General features: G+C 65.5%; 13 protein-coding genes and 1 tRNA gene. 7 read left to right on the top strand and 7 right to left on the bottom strand.

Going from position 1 to position 15,248, the window contains the following annotated elements; all coding sequences use genetic code 11:
* Positions 1–80 precede the first annotated feature (80 nt).
* Complete coding sequence (locus U0042_RS13820; protein WP_232833314.1) at positions 81–1,376, bottom strand: MFS transporter; 1,296 nt, start codon at positions 1,374–1,376, stop codon at positions 81–83.
* 423 nt (positions 1,377–1,799) lie between these two features.
* Here U0042_RS13820 and U0042_RS13815 point away from each other — a divergent pair, with 423 nt between their 5' ends.
* Complete coding sequence (locus U0042_RS13815; protein ID WP_114810298.1) at positions 1,800–2,579, top strand: FadR/GntR family transcriptional regulator; 780 nt, start codon at positions 1,800–1,802, stop codon at positions 2,577–2,579.
* A gap of 92 nt (positions 2,580–2,671) precedes the next feature.
* Here the strand turns inward: U0042_RS13815 and kdgD are convergent, their stop codons facing one another.
* Both kdgD and U0042_RS13805 read right to left on the bottom strand, forming a co-directional pair.
* The gene (kdgD, locus tag U0042_RS13810) at positions 2,672–3,583 is read right to left on the bottom strand and encodes a 5-dehydro-4-deoxyglucarate dehydratase (RefSeq protein ID WP_114810299.1); all 912 of its coding nucleotides are present in this window, start codon (positions 3,581–3,583) and stop codon (positions 2,672–2,674) included.
* 168 nt (positions 3,584–3,751) lie between these two features.
* Positions 3,752–4,744, bottom strand: coding sequence for a LacI family DNA-binding transcriptional regulator (locus U0042_RS13805; RefSeq protein WP_114810300.1), 993 nt, complete (start codon positions 4,742–4,744; stop codon positions 3,752–3,754).
* Positions 4,745–5,033: 289 nt separating this feature from the next.
* On the opposite strand from U0042_RS13805, the gene U0042_RS13800 reads away from it, so the two are divergent.
* Together U0042_RS13800 and U0042_RS13795 are read left to right on the top strand one after the other, a co-directional pair.
* The gene (locus U0042_RS13800) at positions 5,034–5,867 is read left to right on the top strand and encodes an NAD-dependent epimerase/dehydratase family protein (protein WP_114810301.1); all 834 of its coding nucleotides are present in this window, start codon (positions 5,034–5,036) and stop codon (positions 5,865–5,867) included.
* Positions 5,868–5,908: 41 nt separating this feature from the next.
* The gene (locus U0042_RS13795; RefSeq protein WP_114810400.1) at positions 5,909–6,793 is read left to right on the top strand and encodes an SMP-30/gluconolactonase/LRE family protein; all 885 of its coding nucleotides are present in this window, start codon (positions 5,909–5,911) and stop codon (positions 6,791–6,793) included.
* A 354-nt stretch (positions 6,794–7,147) separates the two neighbouring features.
* On the opposite strand, the gene U0042_RS13790 is transcribed toward U0042_RS13795, so the two are convergent.
* The 4 genes from U0042_RS13790 to U0042_RS13775 all read right to left on the bottom strand — a co-directional run bounded on the left by U0042_RS13790 (position 7,148) and on the right by U0042_RS13775 (position 9,400).
* A tRNA-Val gene (locus tag U0042_RS13790) sits at positions 7,148–7,222 on the bottom strand.
* A gap of 48 nt (positions 7,223–7,270) precedes the next feature.
* On the bottom strand, positions 7,271–8,035 hold the full coding sequence (dnaQ, locus tag U0042_RS13785) for a DNA polymerase III subunit epsilon (protein WP_114810302.1): 765 nt from the start codon (positions 8,033–8,035) through the stop codon (positions 7,271–7,273).
* A gap of 76 nt (positions 8,036–8,111) precedes the next feature.
* The gene (rnhA, locus tag U0042_RS13780; protein ID WP_114810303.1) at positions 8,112–8,561 is read right to left on the bottom strand and encodes a ribonuclease HI; all 450 of its coding nucleotides are present in this window, start codon (positions 8,559–8,561) and stop codon (positions 8,112–8,114) included.
* Positions 8,558–9,400, bottom strand: coding sequence for a class I SAM-dependent methyltransferase (locus U0042_RS13775; protein ID WP_114810401.1), 843 nt, complete (start codon positions 9,398–9,400; stop codon positions 8,558–8,560). Before U0042_RS13775 ends, rnhA begins: the two co-directional genes overlap by 4 nt.
* A 19-nt stretch (positions 9,401–9,419) precedes the next feature.
* Here U0042_RS13775 and gloB point away from each other — a divergent pair, with 19 nt between their 5' ends.
* The 4 genes from gloB to carA all read left to right on the top strand — a co-directional run bounded on the left by gloB (position 9,420) and on the right by carA (position 15,232).
* Positions 9,420–10,217, top strand: coding sequence for a hydroxyacylglutathione hydrolase (gloB, locus tag U0042_RS13770; protein WP_114810304.1), 798 nt, complete (start codon positions 9,420–9,422; stop codon positions 10,215–10,217).
* A 175-nt stretch (positions 10,218–10,392) separates the two neighbouring features.
* A complete protein-coding gene (locus U0042_RS13765) occupies positions 10,393–12,054 on the top strand; it encodes a transglycosylase SLT domain-containing protein (RefSeq protein ID WP_114810305.1) in 1,662 nt (553 codons plus the stop codon).
* A 259-nt stretch (positions 12,055–12,313) separates the two neighbouring features.
* Positions 12,314–13,558, top strand: a complete 1,245-nt coding sequence (locus U0042_RS13760; RefSeq protein ID WP_114810306.1) for an MFS transporter — start codon at positions 12,314–12,316, stop codon at positions 13,556–13,558.
* A gap of 507 nt (positions 13,559–14,065) precedes the next feature.
* On the top strand, positions 14,066–15,232 hold the full coding sequence (gene carA, locus U0042_RS13755; RefSeq protein ID WP_114810307.1) for a glutamine-hydrolyzing carbamoyl-phosphate synthase small subunit: 1,167 nt from the start codon (positions 14,066–14,068) through the stop codon (positions 15,230–15,232).
* Positions 15,233–15,248: the final 16 nt, after the last annotated feature.

The raw sequence follows: 15,248 nt of genomic DNA, 5'->3' as shown, positions 1-15,248 counted from the left end.
CAGGCGCGTGGCCGCTTGTCGCAAGGCCGCCACGCAGTGGACACGGCAGCGCGATGCGCCGTGCGACGCAGGGCGAGGCATCAGGCCGGGGCAATCAGCGAGCGCTTCAGTTCGACGCGGCGAATTTCGCCCACCACGAACAGATAGCACCCGACAGCAACCAGCGCGTTGGCGCCGACGAACACCAGAGCAGCCGCAAACGAGCCGGTGCCCTGCACGAGGTAACCGATGACGATCGGCGTCGTGATACCCGCCGTGTTGCCGAATGTGTTGAAGAGCGCGCCGCACAGGCCGCTCGCTTCCTTCGGCGCGGTGTCGGCGACCACGGCCCAGCCGAGCGCGCCCACGCCCTTGCCGAAGAATGCGAGCGCCATGATCGCGACGATGAGCCACTGCGTATCGACGTAGTTGCACGCGATCATGGCCGTCGAAAGCAGCATACCGGCCACGATCGGGACCTTGCGCGCGAAGGTGGTCGAGTGGCCGCGCCGCAGCAGCGCATCGGAAATCAAGCCGCCCAGCACGCCGCCCAAGAACCCGCAGATCGCCGGAATGGCTGCGACGAACCCCGCCTTCAGGATCGACATGTGCCGCTCCTGCACGAGGTAGATGGGAAACCACGTGAGAAAGAAATAGGTGATCGTGGTAATGCAGTATTGGCCGATGAAGACGCCGAGCAGCATGCGGCTCGCCAGCATCTCCTTCAGGCACGCGCCCACTTTGACGCGCGACGCAGGCCGGGCGGCGGCGCCGCGCTGCCGGTCGAGGTCGACGAGCGCGCCGCCTTGTTCGATGTAGTGCAGTTCCGCTTCGTTGACGAGTGGATGCTCGCGCGGCGTATAGACCGTCTTCATCCACAGGCCGGCGATCAGGATGCCGAGCAGACCCATCACCGTGAACACGTGCGGCCAGCCGAAGGCGTGCGTGATCCAGCCCATGATCGGCGCAAACAGCACTGTCGCGAAGTACTGGGCCGAATTGAAGATGGCCGCGGCGGTGCCTCGCTCGGCGGTCGGGAACCACGTCGCCACCAGACGACTGTTGCCGGGGAAGGAGGGCGCTTCCGCCGCGCCGACGAGAAAGCGCAGGGCGAACAGCGCGGCGACCGCGGTGCCCACCGCAAGCCCGGCCACCCAGCCTTGCATCATGGTGAGCACCGACCAGAAGAAGATGCTGAGTGCGTAGGTGCGCTTCGAGCCGAACCGGTCGAGCAGCCAGCCGCCCGGCAATTGCGCGATCACGTAGGCCCACGCGAATGCCGAAAAGATGTAACCCATCGAGACGGGCGTGAGGCCAAGCGCGTGCTGCATCGCCGTGCCGGTGATGGAGAGCGTGGCGCGGTCGGCGTAGTTGAGCGTCGTCACGACGAACAGCATGAGCACGATCAGATGACGGGCGCGCGTGCGTCGTGCGTCGCTTCTTGCGCCCGCCACGGCTGCCGGCGCGGCGGACGGTTGCTGAACGACGGCGGATGCCGATTCTGCCGAAGCGCCGATACGTTTGTTGAATTCAGTCATGACGAAGGACCGGACCCGGGAAGGGACTGCTGGCAATGGATTGCCGCGCTTGAGCGGACGCGAGCGGGCCGCAGGATGGCGAGAGGCCGGCGCTCAGGAGCGGATATGACTCAATATCATCAGTCATCAGATGACATGTGACGCAGTATAATGAACTCAGCTTTGAGAGACCTACCCCGCGTTAACCCTTAAAGACGGCTTGAAAGCGTCTTGAACATCCCTTCAACGAGCCTTGGACCGGCGCAATTTGCCTACCGGTCTGTCGCGAGGATTTTGCCCATCATGTCTGCGCCCACCGTGCCGCCGCCCGCCGCCAGCCCCGCCGGAGCCTCGCCCCGCCGCCGCGGGCGCAGCCTCGCCCAGGAGGTCGTCGACGCGCTCACGGCGCAGATCGAGGCCGGCACGCTGCGTCCCGGTGACAAACTGCCCACGGAAACCGAGGTCATGCTGGCTCAAGGCGTGAGCCGGACGGTGGTGCGCGAGGCCATCTCGCGGTTGCAGGCCGGCGGCCTTGTCGAGACGCGGCACGGCATCGGCAGCTTCGTGCTGGCGCGCGCGAGCCGGCCGGTGGGCATCGATCCGGCCACCATCACGACGATCCGCGACGTGCTGGCCATTCTCGAACTGCGCATCAGCCTCGAAAGCGAATGCGCGAGCCTCGCGGCGCAGCGCGCTACGCCCGACGACCTGGCTGCGCTGAGGCGCGCGCTCGACGCCATTTCAGCCGCGGCGAAATCGGGCGGCGAGACCGCGACGCTCGACTACGCGTTTCACCTGCAGATTGCGAAGGCGACGGGCAACCGCTATTTCGTCGACATCATGGCGCAGCTCGGCACGACGCTGATACCGCGCACGCGGCTCAACTCGGCGAGCTTCGCGGAAGACGATGCCGACCGCTATGCCGCGCGCCTCGGGCAGGAACACGAGGACATCTACGAGGCGATTGCGCGGCGCGACCAGGAGGCGGCGCGCGCCGCGATGCGGACGCATCTGGCGAAAAGCCGCGAGCGGCTGCGTCGGGCGCACGAGGCGGCCGGGCAGGCAGGCGGCGATTCGGCTTGATTTGCGATTGAACGGTAGCGGCGTGCCGCCGGAACGAAACCGGCGGTGACCGGCCGCAACCTGCCGCGACCGACGATAGGCGACGCGCGCGATTACTGCGCGCCGACCGACTTGATGAGTGCGTCGAGCTTCTCGCACTCTTCGTCGGTGAGGTCGGTGAGCGGTGCGCGCACCGGGCCGGCGTCGTGGCCCACTAGGCGTGCGCCGGCCTTGACGATGCTCACGGCGTAGCCCGCACGACGGTTGCGGATTTCCAGATACGGCAGGAAGAACTGGTCGAGCAGGCGGCCCGCCGTCGCGTGGTCGTCGTTCGCGATAGCCTGGTAGAACTCGACCGCCGTTTTGGGAATGAAGTTGAACACCGCGGACGAATACACCGGCACGCCGAGCGCCTTGTACGCCGCCGCGTACACTTCCGCCGTCGGCAGGCCGCCCAGGTACGTGAAGCGGTCGCCCAGCTTGCGGCGAATCGTAACCATCAGTTCGATGTCGCCGATGCCGTCCTTGAAACCTACGAGGTTCGGGCAGCGGTCCGCGAGACGCGCCAGCGTGTCGGCCTGCAGGCGGCACGCGCCGCGGTTGTACACCACCACACCGAAGTTCACGGACTTGCACACCGCTTCCACGTGCGCCGCGAGGCCTTCCTGCGACGCTTCCGTGAGGTAGTGCGGCAGCAGCAGCACGCCTTGCGCGCCTACGCGCTCGGCTTCGCGCGCAAACGCGATGGCGGTGCGCGTCGGGCCGCCGGCGCCCGCGAGAATCGGCACCTTGTTGCGGCAGGTTTCGACCGCGGTGCGAATGATGTCCGTGAACTCGTCCGGCTGGAGCGAGAAGAATTCGCCGGTGCCGCCCGCGGCGAAGAGGGCGCTCGCGCCGTAGGGCGCCAGCCATTCGAGGCGCGCCGCGTAGGTGTCCGGGCGGAAATCGCCGTTGGCGTCGAAGTCGGTGACGGGGAACGACAGCAGGCCCGAAGAAAGGACGGTCTTGAGCTCTTGAGGGGTCATGGTAGACGTGCGCGGCGCGCGGTTCGTTGAAGATGTCGGTCATCGTACAACATGAATTGGGCGACCGGCAATGCTTTTGATTGGGGCGGGTTGGCGCTGCCGGGGCGAAGCCGAGCTCGCCCCGGCGTTGGGCCCATCATGCCGCGGGTGGCATGCCCGGTTGCTCCTTCAATCGCGCCGGATCGTCGACTCGCGCACGATCAGGCGGGGCTCGAAGGTCGCGTAGCCGCTTTCGCGCTTGCCAGCAAGCGCCTCGATCAGTTTCTGCATGGCGAGCTCGCCCATCTTTTCGCTCTGGATGTCCACCGTCGTGAGGGCGGGCGACGCGTATTCGCCGTACGGCACGTTGTCGATGCCCGTAACCGACACGTCTTGCGGCAGCCCGAACCCGAGCGAGGCCGCTTCTTTCATGAAGCCGAGCGCGATCAGATCGTTGTAGCAGATCACCGCGTCGGGCCGGGACGGCCCGAGCATCACCGACGAACAGGCTCGCTCGCCCGCCTGCGCCGTGGGCGCATGCGCGTCGTACACGTCGAGCGTGAGATCTGCCTCGGCGAGGCACTCGCGCGCGCCGCGAATCCGCTCGTCGTTGACGCGCGCCTGTCCGAAGCCGAGATAGGCGACCCGCCGATGCCCCTGGTTCACGAGATGGCGCGCGAGCATGTAGGTGGCCAGATGGTTGTCGATGCCCACGCTCGGAATCTGCAGATGCGGGCTGCGCCGCAGCAACACCACGGGCTTGTTGAGTTCGAGCATCCAGTCCGACGCTTCGTCAGGCATGCGCGAACTCACGATCAGGCCGTCCACGCGCAGCGCCAGCGCCTCGATCAGCGGCCGCTCGCGCGCCTGGTTTTCTTCCGTATCGACGAGCAGCAGCGTGTAGTCGTGCTGCAGCGCGACCCGGTTTGCCCCCTTCACGATGTTCGTGAAGTGCGGATTGGAGATATCGAGAACCGTGAGCCCGATGGTGCGCGTCTTGCCCGTGATCATCGAGCGTGCGAGCGGATTCGAGCGATAGCCGAGCGCCTCGATAGCGGCCTTCAGCCGTGCCTCCACGGGCGCGGAAAAGCGCTGCGCGCCGTTCATGTACTTCGAGACGGTGGCGACCGAAACGCCCGCTGCGGCGGCGACGTCACGGATGGTAGGGGACGATTTCTTCATCGATGGAGGTAACGTTTTCTCGGATTGTTAACTGCATTTTCACGGAAGACGACCTTTCCTGTCACTCATCCCTTCGCCCCGCCTCGTTTTCGTTGTCGTATCTCGGCTTCCTTTGTCGACAGGACTTGACGAAACGCCGATCAGACAGGCGCGGTAAGGCCCGATTGACTCGTCCACTGCACCACCTTATTATCAGGAAAACGTTTTCTCTCGCGCCGCCTGCGCCCCGGAGACAAGGGTGAGGCAAATCCATTACTGAACCATTACTCAATCCATCTGGGTGGCATTCATGAGCAACGAATCAGCGGCACCGCGCAAACCTTTCCGGCGGCTGCTTCTGACCGGCGCAGCCGGCAACCTTGGCAAACAGTTGCGCGGGGCGCTTGCACAATGGGCGGATACAGTCCGCATCACGGACGTCGCGCCGCTCGATGCGGTAGCGGCGCACGAAGAGGCATCGGTGGTCGATCTGGCCGACCGCGCGGCCGTGGATGCGCTGCTCGAAGGCGTGGACGCGGTCGTTCACCTCGGCGGCATTTCGGTGGACGCACCCTTCGACGACCTGATCGAAGCCAACATCCGCGGCACCTACAATCTCTACGCCGCCGCGCAGCGCCACGGCGTGAAGCGCGTCGTGTTTGCGAGTTCCAATCACGCCATCGGTTTTCATCCCGTGACCGAAGTGCTCGACGCCGATTCGCCGCAGCGTCCCGACAGCCTCTACGGCGTGACGAAATGCTTCGGCGAGGCACTTTCGCGTTACTACTACGACCGCTTCGGCATCGAAACGGTGTGCCTGCGCATCGGTTCGTCGTTCGAAGAGCCGAAGAATCCGCGCATGCTCGTCACCTTCCTCAGCTATCGCGATTTCATCGAACTCGTGCGCTGCTCGCTGTTCACGAACCGTGTCGGACACGCGATCGTCTACGGCGTATCGGACAACCCCGCCAGGTGGTGGGACAACACCAAGGTCGGCTTTCTTGGCTTCCGCCCGCAGGACAGCTCGGCGCAGTTCGCGGACCGCTTCCCGGTGAGCGCGCCGACCGCCGCGTACGACGACCCTGCGCAACGCTTCCAGGGCGGCGCGTTCGTGGTGGGCGAGCCGATGGAGCGCAGCCGGTGAGCGGTACGGTCCGCGTCGAACGCATTGCCGCTGCGGGGCGCATGCAGGTGGGCGAAAGCCCGGTGTGGCGGGCGCAGGAGAATGCGCTGTACTGGGTCGACATTCCGGCGCAGAAGATCGTGCGGCTGCGCATGGACGACAGCGCGCGCACGGAGTGGCTGCTGCCGGAGCGCGTGGCGTGCATCGCGTTCGCGCAGGGCAGTGGCCTCATCGCGGGGCTCGAAACCGGCGTGTTCGCGGTGACGCTGCCGGAGGCGGGCAGCATTGGCACTGCGTCCGACGAAGCGCCACGAGCGCAGGTGAAAAAGCTCGCCGCACCCGTACACGCCGCGCCCGACATGCGCTTCAACGACGGCCGCTGCGATCGCCAGGGGCGCTTCTGGGCAGGCACGATGGTGCAGGACATGTCGCTCGCCAATCCGGCCGGTGCGCTTTATCGATTCGACGCCGAGGGCGTGCTGTCGGCGCCCGTCATCGGCGGACTCGTTACGCAGAATGGCCTCGCCTGGTCGCCCGACGGCAAGACCATGTATCTCTCGGACTCGCATCCGTCGCGTCGACTCGTCTGGGCGTTCGACTTCGACACGGATACCGGCATGCCGCACAACCGCCGCGTGTTCGCGGACCTGCATCACTACGTGGGCCGGCCCGACGGCGCGGCCATGGATGCCGATGGCTGCTACTGGATTTGCGCCAACGACGCCGGGCGCGTCTTGCGCTTCACGCCGCAGGGCGTGCTGGACCGCGAGATCGCAGTGCCTGCTGTGAAGCCTTCGATGTGCGCGTTCGGCGGAAGCGGGCTCGATACGTTGTTCGTGATGTCGATCCAGCCGGCGAATCGGGCATCCGAAGACGACGGTGCGGTCTTCGCCGTGAAGCCCGGCGTGGCCGGTTTGCCGGAGCCGGAGTACGCGGGCGCGTTGTGAACGCGCGAGGGCATGCGAGGGCGTGGCGTTTTCCTCGAATCGCGAGCAGCATGCTCGCGCCGCATAGCGCGATAAGGGCCACGCTCACGCGTGCGCGAAACACGAACATCCAGATCGGCTCACCCAGAAAAGCGTGAGCGCGAAGAGGTCCGCAACGCGGGAGGATGGTTGTGCAGCAGCTTCGGTTCGGGCGAGTTCAGATCAAGCGCGAGCACCGCACCGCGAGAGACACAAAGGACGCACCGAACGCGCACCAAAAGGGCATTCTGCGAGGTTTGCAAACGCAAAGAAAAAGGCCCTCGGCTTACGCCTGAGGGCCTTTGTTCTTCGGGCTTCCGACACACCCACGAATTCTGGTGGGCGGTACTGGGATCGAACCAGTGACCCCTGCCGTGTGAAGGCAGTGCTCTACCGCTGAGCTAACCGCCCGAAGAGCTGCGCATTATGTCAGACTCCTCGCAGCTCGTAAAGTACTTTTTAAGCGACCTGCGTATCGACAGCTTTGCCCGCCCCTTGAGCCTCAGCGGCCGGCGCGGGTTCGAAGCGCCAGACGCTCGTTCCCTTGACCGCCTTGTCGAGACCGTCGAGCACGGACTGATGCGCGGCCAGTTCCTCGTCGGTCGCGAGGATCACGGGTAGGGCGAGCGAACTCGCCTGCAACAGCGGCGCGCCGGCTTCGCCAGCGGCGACGGCCGTTTCCCCGATCATGTCGATCACGAGGCTTTCCTGGCCGCGTGTCATCGCCAGGTAGACTTCCGCTAGCAGTTCCGAGTCGAGCAGCGCGCCGTGCAGCGTGCGGTGCGCGTTGCTGATGCCGAAGCGGTCGCAGAGCGCGTCGAGCGAATTGCGCTTGCCGGGGAACATCTGCTTGGCCTGCACGAGCGTATCGATGATCTCGCCGCAGTGCTCGCGAAACGACGGCAGTCCGAGCAACGCAAATTCCGCTTCGAGAAAGCCGATATCGAACGGCGCGTTGTGGATGATGATTTCCGCGCCGCGCACGAAGTCGAGCAACTCGTTGGCGATCTCGGCGAATTTGGGTTTGTCGCTCAGAAATTCGGTGGTGAGGCCGTGTACGGCGAGCGCGCCCGGGTCGCTGTCGCGTTCCGGATTCACGTAGAAGTGCAGGTTGTTGCCGGTCAGCCGGCGGTTCACCAGTTCCACGCAGCCAATTTCGATGATGCGGTCGCCGGAACGCGCATTGAGGCCGGTGGTTTCGGTATCGAGAATGATCTGGCGCATGTTGGGCGGTTTTACGTTGAAGTGTTGCGGGAAGCGGGTGCGGCCGCTTGCCTGAGTGCTGGGTGCGAACCCGGCATCACGTTGGAGCGAGCGCGGCGACGCCGCGGTTGGCGAGCGCGTCCGCGCGCTCGTTCTCCGGATGACCGGCGTGACCCTTGACCCAGCGCCATTCGATGTCGTGGCGCCCGACGAGCGCATCCAGCCGCTTCCACAAATCGTCGTTCTTCACGGGCGTTTTCGCCGCGGTCATCCAGTTCTTTTTCTTCCAGCCGTGAATCCACTCGCTGATGCCTTTCTGCACGTACTGCGAATCGGTGTGCACGACCACGCGGCAGGGACGCTTGAGCGCGTCCAGCGCCGCGATCACGGCCATCAGTTCCATGCGGTTGTTGGTGGTCTGCGCCTCGCCGCCGAACAGTTCTTTTTCCTGCGTGCCGAAGCGCAGCAGCGCGCCCCAGCCGCCCGGACCGGGATTGCCCTTGCAGGCGCCGTCCGTGAAGATTTCGACGAAGTCGGGAGAAGTCATGAGTTCCTGTTGCGTGGATGAGGGGTGGCCGCCGGCGCGAGGCCCGGCGCCAGCACGGGCTTTTTCACCTTCACGGGTCCGACGAGACGCATGCCGCGCACGCGCTTGATCGCCGTCACCATGTAGACGGCGCCGAAGATGGGCCACCAGCGGTCGCCCGCGCTTTCCATGAAGGCGTAGCGCGCGAGCCACTGGTCGGTGGCAAGCGGCGGACGATAGCAGCCGAAGCGCCCGCGTTCAAGTTCGAAGCCGAGCAGCTTGATCCAGTCCTTGAGGCGCGTGAACGCGATGAGGTCGTGCTCGCCGGGCAGGAACGGGCGGCCCGCCACCTTGCCAACCGACTGGCGGGCGCCCCAGAGGCTCAGTGAATTGAAGCCGAGGATCACGAGCTGCCCCTCGGGCATGAGCACGCGCTCGGCCTCGCGCAGCAGCCGGTGGGGATCGCTCGTGAACTCGAGCGTGTGCGGCATCACGATGAGGTCGACGCTTTGCGTTTCGAGCGGCAGGTCGAGCAGGTCGCACCACACCACGCTGCGGCCCTCGGGCGCGTGGCGCGGCGCGGGCGCCGGCCAGACGGGCGCCACGGGTCCCGCGATGCCGGCGTCGCGCGGCAGGGTGTAGGGGGCGCTCGCGACGCTTTGGGCGTCGAGCAGCAGGCCGCGGCACGGCATGCGGTTTTCGCGCAGCCCGTCGAGTTGCGGCAGGCCGAGTTGCAGCGCGTGATAGCCGAAGACGTCCGACACCACGCGGTCCAACTGCTCCTGTTCCCAGTCCAGCACGTAGCGGCCGGGCGGCGAGGCGATCCAGGCGGGCCAGTCTATAATCGGTCGGTCAGACATATTGAAGAATGCGTCGCCCATGAATGCGCTTGCGTACGAATACGTACCCGTCCCGGCGTTTGAAGACAACTACGTCTGGGTCGTGTCGGACGGTCGCGATGCGATCGCCGTCGATCCGGGCGAAGCCGGCCCGGTACGCGCGTATCTGGCGAAGCGGGGCTGGCGGCTCGCCGCTATTTTACTCACGCACCATCACAACGACCACGTCGGCGGAGTGGCCGATCTGCTGAAAGGCCAGGCGGTGCCCGTCTATGGTCCGGCAGCCGAGCAGATTCCCTGCGTCACGCACCCGCTCGCGGGCGGCGACCACGTTCGCATCGCCCAGCCGGCGCTCGAATTTTCCGTGATCGACGTGCCCGGCCACACGCGTGGTCATATCGCGTACTTCCAGGCGGCCGACCCGCGCGGGACGCCGCACGTGTTCTGCGGAGACACGCTCTTCGCCTGTGGCTGCGGCCGGCTGTTCGAGGGCACGCCCGCGCAGATGCTGGCGTCGCTCGACGCGCTCGCGGCGCTGCCCGGCGCGACCGAGGTGCATTGCGCACACGAATACACGCTTTCCAACATCCGGTTCGCGTTGGCCTGCGAGCCGGCCAACAGCGATCTCGCAGCCTGGCGCGACGAAGCCACCGCCCGGCGCGAACGAAACGAGCCCACGCTGCCCACCACCATCGCGCACGAGCGAGCGGTGAATCCGTTCCTGCGTGCCGACGAACCGGCCGTGCAGGCCGCGCTTGCACAGTCGCTTCACGAAACGGTGCCGGACCGCTTGACGGCCTTCACGCTCATGCGGGAATGGAAAAATCGCTTTCGTTGAAGCGTTGTCGAGGCACTTTGGACCCGTTGTAAATCGCGGCAATCTTCATCCCATCACTATGGAAAATTGGCCAAGCATCGGATTTAGCTGGGTTTTTCCCGTTATTTCCAATTGACGGAAACGCTTGGCTTCCCGTACCATCGGCTCCAAATTCCAGCCTTGCGGAAGCCGATTCATGCGATTTATCTTTAGTGCGCTAGTGGTCCTCATGCTTGCTGCGTGCGCGAGCCAGGGACCGACTGCGAGTCAATCTGCCTCACCCGATCCCAATACCCAGCAAGTTGTAGCCGATACCCTCCGCAAGACTGCCTCCGCGAAAGAAACCATCGACGTCGACAACGGTTCCGTCGATCAGCTCACCAGCGCCGATACCGATCTGTGGGCGCGCATCCGCCGCGGTTTTCAGATGCCTGACCTGCAGAGCGACCTGGTCGACATGCAGGCCAACTGGTATGCGCAGCGCCCCGATTACGTGGCTCGCATGACCGAGCGGTCGCAGAAGTACCTCTATCACATCGTCGAAGAGCTCGAAGCGCGACATATGCCGACCGAGCTCGCGCTGCTGCCGTTCATCGAATCCGCGTACAACCCGCAGGCGCTTTCGGTCGCGAAGGCGGCGGGCATGTGGCAGTTCGTGCCGGGCACGGGCCGCACCTACAACCTCAAGCAGAACATGTGGCAGGACGAGCGCCGCGACGTGCTTGCATCGACCAGCGCTGCGCTCGATTACCTCTCGCGGCTGCATGACATGTTCGGCGACTGGTATCTCGCACTCGCGGCGTACAACTGGGGCGAGGGCAACGTGCAGCGCGCCATCGCACGCAACCAGGCGGCGGGGCTGCCCACGGATTACCAGAGCCTGCGCATGCCGAACGAGACACGCAACTACGTGCCGAAGCTGCAGGCCGTCAAGAACATCGTGATGAACCCGCAGCAGTACGGGCTCGCGCTGCCCTCCATCCCGAATCACCCGTACTTCGTGACGGTCACGACGTCGCACGACATGGACGTCGACGTCGCCGCGAAGCTCGCGAACATGTCCACGGACGAGTTTCGCTCGCTCAATCCGTCGTTCAAGAAGCCGGTCATCCTGGGCGCGACTCAGCCCCAGATCCTGCTGCCGTTCGATAACGCGAGCGCGTTCGAGCACAATCTGAAGGCCTATAAGGGCCAGCTCTCGTCGTGGACCACGTACACGGTCACCGAGCGCGCGCGGCCTGCGGCACTCGCCGAGAAGATCGGCGTGGACGCGGACACGCTCATGTCGGTCAACAAGATTCCGGCGGGTATGCGTCTGAAACCGGGCTCTACGCTGGTGGTGCCCCGCAGCGGCGATGACGACGACGAAGACATCAGCGCCGACGTCGCCGAAAGCGCCGTGCTCGCCATGGAGCCCGACGTACCCGATACGCGCAAGATGCTGATCCGCGTGCGCCGCAAGCAGTCGATGGCTGCGGTGGCGAGCCGCTACGGCGTCTCCCTCGGCCAGCTGCAGGCATGGAACCGCACGCACCGTACGCTCGTCGGTCCGGGGCAGGTGCTCGTGTTGCACGTGCCGGTCGGCAAGTCGATGCCGAGCGAGCCGGGCCCCGAGAAGCTCGCCACCAACGTGCAGGGCGGCGGCGTGGAAAAGGTGAGCGCCAGCGTTCCGGACAAGCCCAGCGCTTCGCGCTACGATAAGAAGCACGGTCACGCTCGCACCGGCGTCGTCAAGGTTTCCGCGGCGGCGAAGAAAACGTCGGTCACGTCGAAGGCGCCGGCAAGCGTTTCCAGCAAGGCATCGAAGCCTGCGGCAAGCCGCCCGAAGACCGCAGGCGAAGCGCGCAAGCGCAAGTAAAACAAGCGGCCCGCCTGGGGTGACCACATGCGTTGCGGGGGCAGCGCATGAAACGCGCTCCGATCACACCTGGTATTTTCATGCGCCGTCACCTTTGCGTGACGGCGTTTTCATTTCCGCCGCAGCTGTTCTTGTCGCGGTTCGATGCGGATTCGTCGGCGCGTGGCGTCGAACCCGCGGCCGGCGAGCGCAGCCGGTTTCCAGTATCGTTCCGGTTTCGCGCTGGCCGGTGCGCCGGCCGTCACACAGCCTCGTGCCTATGTCGCCTGCCCAACTGCGTGTGTTCGTGCTGTTTTCCGCCGGGTATTTCGTCTCGTACGTGTTCCGCGGGGTCAATCTCGGCTTCGCGCCGTTGATCACGCGCGAGCTGGGGCTTTCCGCAGCCGATCTGGGTCTTCTCACGAGCCTCTACTTTCTCGGCTTCGCCGGTGCGCAGATTCCGGCAGGCGTACTGCTCGATCACTACGGCGCGCGCCGCGTGACGGCGGGGATGCTCCTGTTCGCAGCCGCCGGCGTATGGGTCTTCGGCGCCGCTCAGGGCGTGGCGGGGATGATGGCGGGGCGGCTGTTGATCGGCGTGGGCGTTTCCGTATGCCTTGGCGCGGCCTTCAAGGCGCTTGCCCAGCATTACCCGCAGGCACGACTGCCGCTCATGAATGGACTGGTGATGGCGGTCGGCGGATTGGGTGGCGTCGCGGTTGGATCGCCGCTCACGTGGCTGTTGACGTTCGCGGGCTGGCGCATGGTGTGTATCGGGCTAGGCGTGCTTACGGTGGGCGTGTCTGTCGCGCTCTGGCTCGGTGCGCCGGAAGTGCATGACCCGCGGCATCGTCAGGGTGGCCTCGTGAACCAGTTCAAGGGCACCTGGCACATCATGCGCAGCGCGGCGTTCTGGAGGATGGCGTCGTTCTCCGTCGTCACGCAAGGCGTCTTTTACGCGATGCAATCGCTGTGGGTCGGCGCATGGTTGCGCGATGTCGGGCGCTTCACGGGGCCATCCGCTGCCGCGCTCGTATCGGTGCTGGGATTCGCGATGATGGCGGGCTGCGTGGGCTTCGGCGCGGCGGCTCGCAGCCTTGAGCGCCGAGGCGTTTCCCTGCACGCGTTTTGCGGCATCGGCATGGCGCTGTTCGTCGTTACCCAGGTGTTGATCGTGTGCGACGCGCCGCTGCCCGCTGGTTTTTTGTGGGCCGCTTACGGATTCTTTGGCGGTACGGGCATCCTCAGTTACGCGGTGATGGCGCGCCATTTCCCGGCGCATCTGATCGGGCGTGCCAATACGACACTCACGCTCGTGATCTTTCTGCTCATATTCGGTTTTCAGATCGGCGTGGGGGCCGTGCTGTCGCACTGGCCGGAAACGGGTGGCCATTATCCGCGGGCGGCGCATCTCGCTGCCTGGGGCATCCTGATTGCCCTGCAGATCGCAAGTGCGGTGTGGTATGTCCTGCCGGGTCCGGCGATGGCGGAATCGGCGGCGCTTTCGGCCGAGCGGCAGTTCTGAGCGACGCGACCCGAGGCGGGTTGGATGCAGGGTGAAGCGCGGTGCCGTTCCAGTGTTCGTGGGTCGTGATTCCGAGCTTCGCTCGCACGCGCGGCACCGAACCGATCCGCCGCCCATCGTACCTCCGTGGACTTATAGTGAATGCGCAGCCAGCGAACCGCCGTGGTTCTGGCCCGAACGGCCCCGCATTTGAAGATAACCTCGCTTTCAGGCTATAATTCGAAAGTTTCAGCTTATCAACCCGCACCCTAGCGCCTACCTCCTCCAAACCGTTCATCCGCCGCGCGTCGGCGTGCATTCGCACGCAATATGGACGCAACAGGCAGCGGAAGGCGCGCCGCAGCTCCCGTCCGGTCCGCTCGTTCAGAGCCGGGGCCGCCCGCCGCGAGCGCGACGCCTGCCGCCAGCCGCGACCGGGCTCTCGCGCGCATCGAACGATGCCGCCGCTTCAGCCCGTACGGTCGGATCAACAGGTCGGCAACAGGGTGTTCCCCCAAGGAGTCTCCCGTGTTGCCGTCTTTTTCTCCTGCTTTGCTCGCGCTTGCCGACGGCACGGTCTTTCGTGGTTACTCGATCGGCGCGCCGGGCCACACCATCGGCGAAGTCGTGTTTAACACGGCCATGACGGGCTATCAGGAAATCCTGACCGACCCGAGCTACGCCCGCCAGATCGTCACCCTCACGTATCCGCACATCGGCAACGTCGGCGTCAACGCTGAAGACGTCGAAGCCACGAAAGTCCATGCCGCCGGTCTCATCATTCGCGACCTGCCGGGGCTCGCGTCGAACTTCCGCATGGAGCGTTCGCTTTCTGACTATCTGCGCGACGAAAACGTGGTCGCGATCGCGGGCATCGACACGCGCAAGCTCACGCGTATCCTGCGCGACAAGGGCGCGCAAAACGGCGCGATCGTAGCGGGCTCGGCCGACGAGGCCCAGGCCGTCGAACTGGCGCGCTCGTTCCCCGGCCTTGCCGGCATGGACCTCGCGAAGGTGGTCTCGACGCAGCGCGAATACGTCTGGACTACGACCGAATGGCAACTGGGCGAAGGCTACGGCGTGCAGAACGAGCCGAAGTATCGCGTGGTCGCATTCGACTACGGCGTGAAGCACAACATTCTGCGCATGCTCGCGCAGCGCGGCTGCCACGTGACCGTGCTGCCGGCGCAGGCGAGCGCCGCCGACGCGCTCGCGCTCAATCCTGACGGCATCTTTCTCTCGAACGGCCCCGGCGACCCGGAGCCGTGCGACTACGCCATCGCGGCCACGAAAGAATTCATCGCGCGCGGCATTCCGACGTTCGGCATTTGCCTCGGCCACCAGATCATGGGGCTCGCCGTCGGCGCAAAGACGATGAAGATGAAGACCGGCCACCACGGCGCGAACCACCCGGTGAAGGATCTCGCGGACGGCCGCGTCGTGATTACGTCGCAGAACCATGGCTTCGCCGTGGATGCCGATACGCTGCCCGCCAACGCGCGTGTGACGCACGTGTCGCTGTTCGACGGCACGCTGCAGGGCTTCGCGCTGACCGACAAGCCGGCGTTCTGCTTCCAGGGTCACCCGGAGGCATCGCCGGGGCCGCACGACATCGGCTATCTGTTCGACCGGTTCACGGCGCTGATGGACGCCGCCCGCAACGCCGGCGCGACGGACCGCACGGCTGCCGCGTAAAGACCCGGCACGAACG

The sequence above is a fragment of the Paraburkholderia kururiensis genome, from assembly GCF_034424375.1.
GTDB classification, from domain to species: Bacteria; Pseudomonadota; Gammaproteobacteria; order Burkholderiales; family Burkholderiaceae; genus Paraburkholderia; species Paraburkholderia kururiensis_A.
Note: the sequence above shows the minus strand (reverse complement) of the source record. Positions and strands in the feature narration are given on the sequence as shown.

Coding starts and splice junctions, on each gene's coding strand:
- rnhA (WP_114810303.1), bottom strand. CDS start 8,561: ATGACTTCTCCCGACTTCGTCGAAATCTTCACGGACGGCGCCTGCAAG.
- U0042_RS13820 (WP_232833314.1), bottom strand. CDS start 1,376: ATGCTGTTCGTCGTGACGACGCTCAACTACGCCGACCGCGCCACGCTC.
- U0042_RS13760 (WP_114810306.1), top strand. CDS start 12,314: ATGTCGCCTGCCCAACTGCGTGTGTTCGTGCTGTTTTCCGCCGGGTAT.
- U0042_RS13765 (WP_114810305.1), top strand. CDS start 10,393: ATGCGATTTATCTTTAGTGCGCTAGTGGTCCTCATGCTTGCTGCGTGC.
- U0042_RS13775 (WP_114810401.1), bottom strand. CDS start 9,400: ATGTCTGACCGACCGATTATAGACTGGCCCGCCTGGATCGCCTCGCCG.
- U0042_RS13805 (WP_114810300.1), bottom strand. CDS start 4,744: ATGAAGAAATCGTCCCCTACCATCCGTGACGTCGCCGCCGCAGCGGGC.
- gloB (WP_114810304.1), top strand. CDS start 9,420: ATGAATGCGCTTGCGTACGAATACGTACCCGTCCCGGCGTTTGAAGAC.
- kdgD (WP_114810299.1), bottom strand. CDS start 3,583: ATGACCCCTCAAGAGCTCAAGACCGTCCTTTCTTCGGGCCTGCTGTCG.
- U0042_RS13795 (WP_114810400.1), top strand. CDS start 5,909: ATGCAGGTGGGCGAAAGCCCGGTGTGGCGGGCGCAGGAGAATGCGCTG.
- U0042_RS13800 (WP_114810301.1), top strand. CDS start 5,034: ATGAGCAACGAATCAGCGGCACCGCGCAAACCTTTCCGGCGGCTGCTT.
- dnaQ (WP_114810302.1), bottom strand. CDS start 8,035: ATGCGCCAGATCATTCTCGATACCGAAACCACCGGCCTCAATGCGCGT.
- U0042_RS13815 (WP_114810298.1), top strand. CDS start 1,800: ATGTCTGCGCCCACCGTGCCGCCGCCCGCCGCCAGCCCCGCCGGAGCC.